9 protein-coding genes are annotated in these 11497 nt (G+C 32.9%); 6 read left to right on the top strand and 3 right to left on the bottom strand.

Annotated elements, in window-relative coordinates:
* Positions 1 to 11: 11 nt before the first annotated feature.
* Positions 12 to 1286: a hypothetical protein gene (locus tag ACVC2P_RS15905; RefSeq protein ID WP_452599441.1), complete on the bottom strand. Its 1275-nt coding sequence runs from the start codon at positions 1284 to 1286 to the stop codon at positions 12 to 14.
* Positions 1287 to 1533: 247 nt separating this feature from the next.
* On the opposite strand from ACVC2P_RS15905, the gene ACVC2P_RS15900 reads away from it, so the two are divergent.
* From ACVC2P_RS15900 to dgt, 5 genes are all read left to right on the top strand, one after another.
* Entirely contained in the window at positions 1534 to 1827 is a 294-nt protein-coding gene (locus ACVC2P_RS15900) for a hypothetical protein (protein ID WP_452599440.1), read from the top strand.
* A 141-nt stretch (positions 1828 to 1968) separates the two neighbouring features.
* Positions 1969 to 2598, top strand: a complete 630-nt coding sequence (locus ACVC2P_RS15895; protein WP_452599439.1) for a carbonic anhydrase family protein — start codon at positions 1969 to 1971, stop codon at positions 2596 to 2598.
* A gap of 21 nt (positions 2599 to 2619) precedes the next feature.
* A complete protein-coding gene (locus ACVC2P_RS15890; RefSeq protein WP_452599438.1) occupies positions 2620 to 3288 on the top strand; it encodes a DUF2490 domain-containing protein in 669 nt (222 codons plus the stop codon).
* 38 nt (positions 3289 to 3326) lie between these two features.
* Positions 3327 to 5195: a SulP family inorganic anion transporter gene (locus ACVC2P_RS15885; protein ID WP_452599437.1), complete on the top strand. Its 1869-nt coding sequence runs from the start codon at positions 3327 to 3329 to the stop codon at positions 5193 to 5195.
* A 44-nt stretch (positions 5196 to 5239) separates the two neighbouring features.
* Positions 5240 to 6580: a dGTP triphosphohydrolase gene (gene dgt, locus ACVC2P_RS15880; RefSeq protein WP_452599436.1), complete on the top strand. Its 1341-nt coding sequence runs from the start codon at positions 5240 to 5242 to the stop codon at positions 6578 to 6580.
* A gap of 6 nt (positions 6581 to 6586) precedes the next feature.
* Here the strand turns inward: dgt and dxs are convergent, their stop codons facing one another.
* Entirely contained in the window at positions 6587 to 8359 is a 1773-nt protein-coding gene (gene dxs / locus ACVC2P_RS15875; RefSeq protein WP_452599435.1) for a 1-deoxy-D-xylulose-5-phosphate synthase, read from the bottom strand.
* Positions 8360 to 8510: 151 nt separating this feature from the next.
* On the opposite strand from dxs, the gene ACVC2P_RS15870 reads away from it, so the two are divergent.
* Positions 8511 to 11213, top strand: a complete 2703-nt coding sequence (locus ACVC2P_RS15870; protein ID WP_452599434.1) for a T9SS-dependent M36 family metallopeptidase — start codon at positions 8511 to 8513, stop codon at positions 11211 to 11213.
* Between the two features lie 55 nt (positions 11214 to 11268).
* Here the strand turns inward: ACVC2P_RS15870 and ACVC2P_RS15865 are convergent.
* A partial coding sequence (locus ACVC2P_RS15865; protein ID WP_452599433.1) for an energy transducer TonB occupies positions 11269 to 11497 on the bottom strand: 229 nt, incomplete at its 5' end.

Genomic DNA, 11497 nt, shown 5'->3' with positions numbered 1-11497 from the left:
GTATGTGAATGTTAGAATCCTAAACTACCTGCAGTATTAGCGTATGTCCAGCTTAATCCAGAAGTAGAAGCCCCAACAGTTTGAGATCCTTGGGTTACAGCTGTACCTTCAGTACCAAAACCTGTAACAGTTACAGTAGTTGCTTTGTTTACAAAGATATCTTCAATATTAGTAACGGCAGTTGGAAGTACAACTTCCCAAGAACTAAATGTAAGTGTACCATTATTATAGTTAGTTGCATCAGCATCAGCATCTAATTCAATATCAGAAGTGTCTTTAAAACCATAAGCATAAACATTGTTAGTTGCTCCTGTTGCACCTTTTCTAAAATCAGCATACTCACCGTTAGAAGTTGTTGTATTTCCTATTAAAGTAATATTTTCTAAAGTAAAAGAACCAGTTGCAGTTCCTTCAGGGCCATCTATTTCTAAAGCATGGTCAGATACGTCTCCTAACACTACTACCGAGTTAGAAATTGTTCCTGAATAAGCTTGGTCAATATCTAGACCATCATCTCCTTGTCCCCATACTAATAAGTTAGAAGCATTAACAGTACCCCCGAAAAACTCTACTCCATCATCTACATTAGCAACGACTTCAATATTGTTTATTACAGTACCTGTACCAACTCCGCCAAGAGTTAATCCATTAATTTCATTTCCTTCTCCAATTAAAGCTCCACCATGGCGGATAGAAACATATTGTAATACGCCAGAATTATCATCTGGAGCAGAACCTCCATACAATCCAAAAGTATCATCTGCAGGAATTCCTTCTATTTGTAACTCTGAAACATCTCCAGAAAAAGAACATGGAGCATTTCCTAAAATAATTAAACCACCCCATAAACCTCTATTATTTACATCAAGGTTTGTACCAGCAGTTTGCCCTATTTGAATGTTATCACTTGTTGAAGTAAAAATAATTGGGTTAGATGCAGTCCCAGCTGCATTTATTTTACCACCTCTAGCTACAATTAAAGCAGAAGCTAAAGATCCTGTTCCAGGAGTTCCTTTAATAATTGTACCTGCTTCTATAGTTAAAGTCGCTCCAGATTCTACAACTACTTTTTGATTTAATACATAACATTTATCGTTTGTCCAAGTTGTATTAGAAGAAATTACTCCAGTAACATTAACTACTGTATCAGTATTACCTCCGTTTCCATTACCTCCTTGTTGGATAATAGTGTTTTCCTCGATTATAATTGGTGTGTCATCATCTTGAATACACCCAGTTAGTATTAATGTTGAGACAGCTATTGCTGATAATAGTACTTTTTTCATTGTGTTTTTTTTATTCAATTAAAAGAATATTTTAAATAGTTGTTTATTTCGCTGCAAAGAAACAGAGATAGTGTAAAGCTTAAGTTAACGACTAGTTAAAAGTTGATGATTAAAACGTTATCTAAATGTTATGAATTAGTACATTTACAAGTTTTAACTTAACATTGAATTAAAGAAGGTTTTTAAAAATATTTAACAGTATCACGTATGTTAAATGTTATATTTGTAGTAGAACCCAATAATAGAAATGATTAAAAAACTAGTTTCAACTTTTTTTACAATATTATTTATGGTTATTATAACTGTACCATCAATTATATCTGTTATTGATGACTCTATAGACGTTTCTGTTTTTTATGATTTATCGGAAGAAGAGGACGAAATAGAAAGTGAGCACGTTAAAACATTGGAGCTTTTTTCTGAAGTAAAAAACGAACCTATTTGTTTTTTAGAAACTACCGAAATAGAATACTTAGGATTGGATTTTAGAAATTACCCGAAACCTTACCTTAATTTAATATCTCCTCCTCCAGAACTATAATTAACTTTTAACATTTTACCTATAATTAGCTTAAAATATAGAAAGGTAATTATAGATAAAGTCATACAAGATATTTTTTAATTACAAATGTAACCCTATAATCAGTTAATAGATTTAGTTGAAAAAACGATAATAAAAAAGATGAAAGCACATACAAAGGAGTCGCAAGCGATAATGACACCAGAAAAATCATTACAAGTTTTAAAAGAAGGCAATAAAAGATTTCAAGAGAACTTAAAAGCTAGTAGAAATCTATTAGAACAAGTTGAAGATACAAGTAAAGGACAATATCCATTTGCTACTATTTTAAGTTGTATAGATTCTAGAGTGTCTTCTGAGCTGATTTTCGACCAAGGTTTTGGAGATATCTTTAGTGTAAGAATAGCTGGTAATTTTGTCAATGAAGATATTTTAGGAAGCATGGAATTTGCTTGTAAATTAGCAGGAACTAAACTAATTGTTGTTTTAGGGCATACAAGTTGTGGAGCTGTAAAAGGAGCATGCGATGATGCTAAACTAGGAAATTTAACAGGAATGTTAGACAAAATAAAACCAGCAGTTAATGCTGTAAGCTTACCCGAAGAGAGTAACCTTAGAAACTCAAAAAATATAGAGTTCGTAAATGATGTTGCTAAGAAAAATGTAGAGCTAACAATAGATAGAATTTTAAAGGAGAGCGATGTTTTAGCGCAAATGAAAAAAGATAAAGATATCGATATTGTAGGCGGAATGTACGATATTAAAACAGGCGCAGTTTCATTTTATAATTAAGAATAAAAATATTAGATTAAAATGAGAAAAGTATTCGGTGTTTTAGCATTATCAATAGTATTTATGTTACCAAAATTAGCAAACGCTCAAGAGAGTGATTTTGGTAATTGGCTTATTTATATAGGAAGTAAAAAATTAAACTCTAAATGGAATATACATAATGAAGTACAGTACCGAAATTATGATGCCATAGGAGATTTAGAACAATTACTTTTAAGAACAGGAGTAGGTTATAATTTATCTGAAAATAATAACAATGTTCTACTTGGGTATGGATACATATTATCTGAAAACTACATTGGGGATACGGATGATAAAGTTTCTGTAAACGAGCATAGAATTTTTCAACAATTTACGACTAAGCAGTCTGTAGGACGATTAAAGTTAGGACACCGTTATCGATTTGAACAAAGGTTTGTTGAGTCAGAATTTAAAATGAGGTTCCGTTATTTTTTATCTCTAAAATACCCTTTAGGCTTAAATGAAGAGCAAGACTATAAAGTGTACCTATCTGCTTACAACGAAATCTTTTTAAATACAAAATCTTCGGTTTTTGATAGAAATAGACTATACGGAGGCGTAGGGTATAAGTTAAATAAAAGCCTTAGGTTCGAGTTGGGGTACATGAATCAATTTTTTGAAAATTCTGGAAGAGATCAACTAAATATAATTACATTTTTTACTTTTTAAAGCAAACTTTAAGGGGGTTAATCAATATAATATTACACATGAAAAAATTATTTTCAAACATTAAAGGAGACGCTTTTGGTGGTATCACTGCTGGAATAGTAGCCTTACCACTAGCTTTAGCATTTGGGGTGTCCTCTGGTTTAGGGCCTGAAGCAGGATTGTACGGAGCTATTTTTATTAGCTTTTTTGCTGCGCTATTTGGTGGTACAGATACACAAATTTCTGGTCCAACAGCTCCAATGACGGCCGTTAGTATGGTTGTTATTGCAGGAATTATAGCAGCTAACGATGGAGATGTAAATAAAGCGCTACCAGCTATATTATTAGTTTTTTTATTGGCAGGATTAATGCAAATAGGATTAGGGCTTATAGGATTAGGAAAATACATTAGATACATCCCATATCCAGTTGTGTCTGGGTTTATGACAGCAATTGGGGTTATTATATTACTTACACAAATCTTACCATCCATTGGGTATTATCCTAAAGAAGATATAGAATTTGTTTCTAAATTTAAACCACAAGCAGAAGAGGTAATACTAGAAAATATTTTAAAAGAAGAAGCAGGAGAAGGTATATTAGTACTAGAAAATTTTAAAGAGACTATTTCTAGAGCAGGCGAGATAACGCAAGAGGGTATTTATAAAGAATCTCAGACTCTAGCAGCAAAAGAAGCTTCAGGAGCATTAGGAGCCTTAAAAATATTACCAAGAGCTTTACAGCATATTAATTGGTTAGAATTACTATTAGCATTAGGAACCATAATAATTATATATGGTTTCAAGCGTATTACAAAAGCAATACCCAGTACTCTAGTTGCTTTAGTTGTTATGTCTGGAATAGCAGTAGGGTTTGAACTAAATTACAGGCCAATTCAAGAAATCCCTGGAGGCATCCCAATTCCAAAATTAGAAATGTTTACAAGCTTTAAATTAGATGACATTACGCCATATATTTTTACAGCCTTAACATTAGCATTATTAGGAGCCATAGATTCCTTATTAACCAGTGTTGTTGCAGATAACATGACTAAAACTAAACATAAGCCAAATAAAGAATTAGTAGGGCAAGGAATAGGGAATTCTATCGCTGCAATATTTGGAGGTATTCCTGGTGCTGGAGCAACTATTAGAACGGTAGTTAATATAAATTCTGGAGGAAAAACAAAGCTTTCTGGTATGATTGCTGGAGTTATGTTGTTAGTTATTTTATTAGCTTTAGGACCAGTAGCTTCAAAAATTCCGGCTGCGGTTTTAGCAGGTATTTTAATAACAGTGGGTATTGGTGTAATGGATTATAAAGGATTAAAAGCAATCCCAAGTTTACCAAAAGATATAAGTTTTGGGCCTATTAAATTAAGTTCAGAAGTATTAATTATGTTACTAGTGTTAGTATTATCAACATTCTGGAACCTAGTTTATGCCGTAGGAATTGGTTTGGTAATAGCTTCGCTGATGTTTATGAAGAAAATCGGAGATATTTCTGCAGAGCGCTCCGATGTTAAACCACTAAAAGAAGAAGCGTGGCCAGATGAAATTGGTTTTCCTGAACAATTAAAAGAAGAAGTTTTTATAAAACATATAAAAGGGCCATTGTTTTTTGGTTCAACTAGCGATTTCCAACAACTCGCGGCACAAATACCAGATACAGCTAAAATGGTAATTATGCGTTTAGGACGTATGCAATATATGGATCAATCTGGGTTGTATGCTATGGAAGATATGCTGCAAGACCTAAAAAAGAAAAATGTTCAAGTTGTTTTTGTAAACCTATTAAAACAACCACGTTACATGATGGAGCGTATTGATATTATACCAGATTTTATTTCAGAAGAACACATCTTTAAAAATTTTAATTCATGTATGGCTTGGTTTAAAGAAAATAAGGAAACTATAGATTCTAATTGAAATACTTTATAAAATAAGTATCTTGCGCATGTAAAATTATATCTATGAATTGGGAACAATTACTCTCATTAAAGCGTTTTGGAGATACTAACAAAAGATTAAGAAAAGAACAAGATGAAACACGATTAGGTTTTGAGGTCGATTACGACCGTGTTATTTTTTCTTCAGAATTTAGAAGCTTACAAGATAAAACACAAGTCATTCCATTGTCGCAAACAGATTTTGTGCATACACGTTTAACACACAGTTTAGAAGTTAGTGTTGTTGGGCGTTCTTTAGGTAGACGCGTAGGGAAAAGAATATTAGAAAAGCATCCACAATTACAAACTGTGCATGGTTATCAAGCTAATGACTTTGGAGCTATTGTAGCGGCTGCGGCATTGGCTCACGATATAGGAAACCCGCCTTTTGGTCATTCTGGAGAGAAAGCAATTGGCGAGTTTTTTATTTCTGGAAAAGGTAAAAACTACAAAACCGAATTAAAACCAAAAGAATATCAAGATTTATGCGATTTTGAAGGAAATGCGAATGGTTTTAAAATTGTAACACAAAGTAGAGAAGGGCGAGAAGGAGGTATCCGTTTAAGCTATGCAACATTAGGCGCTTTTACTAAATACCCTAAAGAGTCATTGCCAAAAAAACCAACCACGCATATAGCAGATAAAAAGTATGGTTTTTTTCAGAGCGATAAAGAGGCTTTTATTGCAGTTGCCGAAGAGTTAGGAATGCTTAAACGTAATAAAGAACATTTAAGTTTTTCACGTCACCCACTGGCATTTTTAGTAGAAGCAGCAGACGATATTTGTTATACTATTATAGACTTTGAAGATGGTATAAATCTAGGTTTAATACCAGAAGAGTTTGCTTTAGAGTATTTAATTAATTTAGTTAGAGACTCTATTAACACCAAAAAATATGGACAGCTAACCAATACGCAAGACCGAGTAAGTTACTTAAGAGCATTAGCAATTAATACACTTATTAATGAAGTTGTGGATATTTTTATGGCTAACGAAGATGTTATTTTAAATGGGACGTTTGATACAGCTCTGTTGGATAAAAGTAAGTACGAAGCGCAAATTAATGATATTATAAAGCTAAGTATAGATAAAATATACCAATCTATAGAAGTTGTAGATAAAGAAATAGCTGGATATGGTGTTATAAATACGTTGTTAGAAGTATATACAAAGGCAGTAAATAACTGTTATGAAGGCACAGCCTCAAATTACGATAAATTAATTTTAAAAGGCTTGCCAAAAACATTAGAAATTCAACAAGAACATTTGTACGAACGCTTATTAAATGTATGTCATTACGTATCCTTATTGTCAGACAGTCAAGCTATTTTAAATTATAAGAAAATTAAGGGATTTAGTATATAAAATATGTTAAGGCATCAGTTCAGAAATGAACTGTGCTAAGCTTTTAGGATCTAAACCAACAAACTGTTGTAATTCGTTTATAGTACCATGTTCTATAAAAGTGTCAGGAATGCCTTTTAAATAAATGGCATTTTTATAATCATGTCTTGCAGAAAATTCTAAAATACAACTTCCAAATCCGCCAGCAATAGACCCGTCTTCAATAGTAATAATTGTATGATAAGATTTAAATATAGAATGTAGTAAAGACTCATCTATAGGCTTAACAAATCTCATATCGTAATGAGATATAGTATCGTTGTTTTTAATACTATTAATAGCTTCCGTTATGTTTTTTGAAATAGTTCCAATAGACAAAACAGCTATATTTTTACCTTTTTTAAGCTGAACACCTTTACCAATTTCAATTTTAGAAAAAGGTTGTTCCCAATTTATGGTTACCCCTTTACCACGGGGATAACGAATAGCAATAGGAAGCTCTAGTCCAAGTTGTGCAGTATACATTATGTTGCGTAATTCTATTTCGTTTCTTGGAGCAAAAATAATAAGGTTAGGTATTAAACGTAAATAACTAATATCAAAAACACCATGATGTGTAGCACCATCTTCACCAACCAATCCAGCACGATCTAAACAAAAAATAACTGGGAGTTTTTGTAGTGCGACATCGTGTATTACTTGGTCGTATGCACGCTGTAAAAATGTGGAATAGATATTACAAAACGGTATTAATCCTTGTGTAGCCATTCCTGCCGCTAAGGTAACAGCATGCTGTTCTGCTATACCTACATCGAATGCACGATCTGGTATTGTTTCCATCATGTATTTTAAAGAACTACCTGTAGGCATAGCTGGAGTAATACCTACAATATTTTTATTTTGTTTTGCTAAATCAACAATAGTATGTCCAAAAACATCTTGATATTTAGGAGGCGTTATAGTGTCTGGTTTTATGTACAAATCTCCAGTTTTTGCATCAAATTTTCCTGGAGCATGATAAGTAACTTGATTTTCTTCCGCTTGTCGTAAGCCCTTACCTTTGGTAGTAATAATATGTAAAAATTTAGGCCCTTTAATATGTTTTAAACGCTCTAACTCTGTAATTAGTTGTGGTAAATTATGACCATCAATTGGACCAGAATAATCAAAATTTAACGCTTCGAAAATATTATCTTGTTTTTGAGTTCCCTTTTTTACATTAGTTAAATATTGTTTTAAAGCTCCCACACTAGGATCTATACCAATAGCGTTATCATTTAAAATTACTAGTAAGTTACAATTGGTAACACCAGCATGATTTAACCCTTCAAAAGCCATTCCGCTGGCAATAGAAGCATCTCCTATAACTGCAATATGTTGTTTTGTAGCATCTCCCTTTAATTGAGATGCTATAGCCATACCTAATGCTGCCGATATAGATGTAGAAGAATGACCTACACCAAAACTATCAAATTTACTTTCACTACGTTTAGGAAAACCACTTAAGCCATGAAGTTGCCTGTTGGTATCGAAATTGTCTTTTCTTCCTGTTAAAATTTTGTGTCCATAAGCTTGATGTCCAACATCCCATATAAGCTCATCGTACGGTGTGTTAAAAACATAATGTAAAGCAATAGTTAATTCAACCACACCTAAACTAGCCCCTAAATGTCCTGCTTTTGCAGCCACAGCATTAATAATAAATGTACGGAGTTCTTTTGCTAACTCAGGAAGATCATCTTTTGGTATAGTTTTAAGGTATTCAATTGATTCTAAAACGTTTAATATGGATTTTGTCATTAGGTAGCTAAATAGAATGCAAAATTATTAAAATCAGAGGTATAATGTTCGTAATTAGACAATAAAGTTAAAGAAAAGCTATAATAATTGTAAGTTGCTTCTTATATTTGAGACCATTACCAAAACCTCACATATAATAGAACCTTTAAAAATGATGAAAAAAAATTACTTATTACCTTTTCTTGCGCTGGTATTGCTATTTGCTACCCAGTCAGGATTAGCACAAGACCGTTTAGTTGATAACGAATTTGGAACTCTTATTCTGAATTGGTTAGATGCTAAAAAAACTGATTATAACTTAACTGCAAATGATATTTCAGATTTACAGGTAAGTGATGCTTATTATTCTAAGAAAAGTAAAATTAACCATGTATACGTTAATCAAGCTTATCAGGGAATAAAAATACATAATGCTATTTCTAGTGTAGCTGTAAAACAAAATTCTGTATTTCATTATGGAAATGCGTTGATTTCAGATATCGCCTCTAAAGTAAATACAACCACAGCCGTTATAACTCCAGAAGGCGCTATTAATAGCGTTGTATCTCAATTTAATTTAGGGAATACAGCTGGCTTAGAATTGATTAACACAAGTGATAATAATAGATATTTATATACTAGTGGAGGTGTGTCTAAAGTAGAAATTCCTGTACAGTTGGTATATCAGCCAACATTAGATGGGAGTTTAAAATTAGCATGGGATTTAAGTATACATACTAATGATGGTGCTAATTGGCATAGTGTTAGAGTAGATGCACTTACAGGTACTATTTTAGATAAAAACGATTGGATTGTATCTTGTAATTTTGGAGGAGATCATACAAGTCATAATCATGTAAACCACTCAGTAAGACAGCAACAAGATTTTAGTCTATTAAAAACTAACAACTCATTGCTAGTAGATGGGTCTCAATATAATGTGTTTCCAATACCATTAGAAAGCCCTAATCATGGACCAATAGAGTTAATATCTGAGCCAGCTAACGCTACAGCATCTCCACAAGGATGGCATGATACTAACGGAGTTGCTGGAGCAGAATTTACTATTACAAGAGGAAATAATGTTTGGGCACAAGAAGATGCAGATGGTAACGACGGTGTTGGTTATTCTCCAGACGGTGGAGCAACTTTAGAGTTTAACTATCCTTTTGATGATAATCAACCTCCTTTAGGTTACAGAGACGCATCTATTACTAATTTATTCTATATGAATAATATTATGCATGATGTATGGTACCAATATGGTTTTGATGAGGCGAGTGGAAATTTTCAAGAAAACAACTATGGAAATGGAGGTGTAGCTGGAGATTTTGTATTTGCAGATGCGCAAGATGGAAGTGGTATAAATAATGCAACGTTTGGAACACCACCAGATGGAAATAACCCAGGTATGACAATGTTTTTATGGTCAGCTCCAGGAGGTTTAGGTCAGCCATTAACAGTAAACTCAGGAGGTCCTATTGTTGGCCCAATTACTGCGGCAGTCCCAAGTACAGGTAATGGAGCAGATGGACCAGGGAATATTACAGGGCCATCTACAACACCAGTAACAGCAGATTTAGTACTTGTAGATGATAGTTCGGCAACACCTACAGAAGGTTGTAATGCGTTAACTAATGGAGCCGATGTAAATGGAAAAATTGCTGTAATAAAAAGAGGGTCTTGTACATTTGTAGAAAAAATTCAAAACGCTCAAAATGCAGGGGCAGTAGGTGTTATAGTTGTAAACCATAATAATCCTACAAATGATCCTAATTATACAGAGTATGTTAATATGTATGGTAATACTAACCCTGTGTTTACTATTCCATCAATTTTTATAAATAACGCTGATGGGGAACAATTAATAACTGCGCTTCAAAATAATGAAACTATTAATGCTACTATTGTGCAAACTGGACCATATCAAATAGATGGAAGTTTAGATAATGGTATTATCGCACACGAGTATGGTCATGGAATTTCAACAAGATTAGTAGGAGGGCCGAGTACTTCAAATTGTTTAGGAAATGCTGAACAAATGGGAGAAGGATGGTCTGATTGGTTTGGATTAATGGTAACATTAAAAGCTACAGATTTACCAGAAGATATAAGAGGTATAGGAACATTTGCAATAGGGCAACCTACAGATGGAGGAGGAATTCGTCCATTCCCTTATAGTACAGACACAACTATTAACCCAGTAACCTATGGAGATACTAATAATCAAGCAGGTTTTTCTCAACCTCATGGAATAGGATCTATATGGGCAGCTATATTATGGGATTTAACTTGGAAGTATGTTGAGAAATACGGATTCGATGCAGATATTTACAATGGAACTGGTGGAAATAATAAGGTAATGCAATTAGTGTTAGATGGTTTAAAATTACAAGTATGTAACACTGGTTTTGTTGGAGGAAGAGATTCACTATTAGCAGCAGATAATGCATTAACAGGTGGAGAAGATCAATGTTTAATTTGGGATGTGTTTGCAGCAAGAGGAGTAGGCTTAAATGCCTCTGAAGGTACTGCAAATTCAAGAACAGACCAAGTTGAAGATTTTACTACGCCACCAGATACAGATCCTACTTTAGCTAACTGTACATCATTAAGTGTAGATGAGTTTGCTATAGCTAGTCAGTATTCTGTATTCCCTAATCCAGCAAATAACGTATTGTCTATAAAAGTTAAAAAGAACTTTGGAAAAGTAAACTTAACATTAACAGATGTTAATGGAAGACAAGTAATATCTACAACTGCTAATTTATTAGACCAAGTAGATTTAGACATTTCTGCTTTACAATCTGGATTATATATCTTGAATATTAAAGGAGAAACAATTAATGTTAATAATAAGATTATTAAAAACTAAATAGCGTTTTTATAAATAACTTAAAAGGCAACTAAGATATTAGTTGCCTTTTTTATTAATCGAAATTAACAGTAATAGGTAAATTATAAAGCACAGAAACTACCTTTTGTTTTTTTCTTGCAGGTTTAAAAACAGGAAGTTGTTGTAACACTCTTTTCGTTTCTTTTTCTAAAAGTAGGTGAGGAGCTCTTACCTTTAAAAGGTTTGTTTTGCCATCTTTATCTATTTCAAAACGTACCAATATTTTTTGTTTTCCTTTTAAGCCTAAGTTTGTTGATGTATTA

It is taken from the genome of Pontimicrobium sp. MEBiC01747, from assembly GCF_053601635.1.
Note: the sequence above shows the minus strand (reverse complement) of the source record. Positions and strands in the feature narration are given on the sequence as shown.

What these genes read in the sequence shown, in the direction of transcription:
- ACVC2P_RS15890 (WP_452599438.1), top strand. Translation starts at nt 2,620, where the DNA reads ATGAGAAAAGTATTCGGTGTTTTAGCATTATCAATAGTATTTATGTTA.
- dgt (WP_452599436.1), top strand. Translation starts at nt 5,240, where the DNA reads ATGAATTGGGAACAATTACTCTCATTAAAGCGTTTTGGAGATACTAAC.
- dxs (WP_452599435.1), bottom strand. Translation starts at nt 8,359, where the DNA reads ATGACAAAATCCATATTAAACGTTTTAGAATCAATTGAATACCTTAAA.
- ACVC2P_RS15885 (WP_452599437.1), top strand. Translation starts at nt 3,327, where the DNA reads ATGAAAAAATTATTTTCAAACATTAAAGGAGACGCTTTTGGTGGTATC.
- ACVC2P_RS15900 (WP_452599440.1), top strand. Translation starts at nt 1,534, where the DNA reads ATGATTAAAAAACTAGTTTCAACTTTTTTTACAATATTATTTATGGTT.
- ACVC2P_RS15895 (WP_452599439.1), top strand. Translation starts at nt 1,969, where the DNA reads ATGAAAGCACATACAAAGGAGTCGCAAGCGATAATGACACCAGAAAAA.
- ACVC2P_RS15870 (WP_452599434.1), top strand. Translation starts at nt 8,511, where the DNA reads ATGATGAAAAAAAATTACTTATTACCTTTTCTTGCGCTGGTATTGCTA.
- ACVC2P_RS15905 (WP_452599441.1), bottom strand. Translation starts at nt 1,286, where the DNA reads ATGAAAAAAGTACTATTATCAGCAATAGCTGTCTCAACATTAATACTA.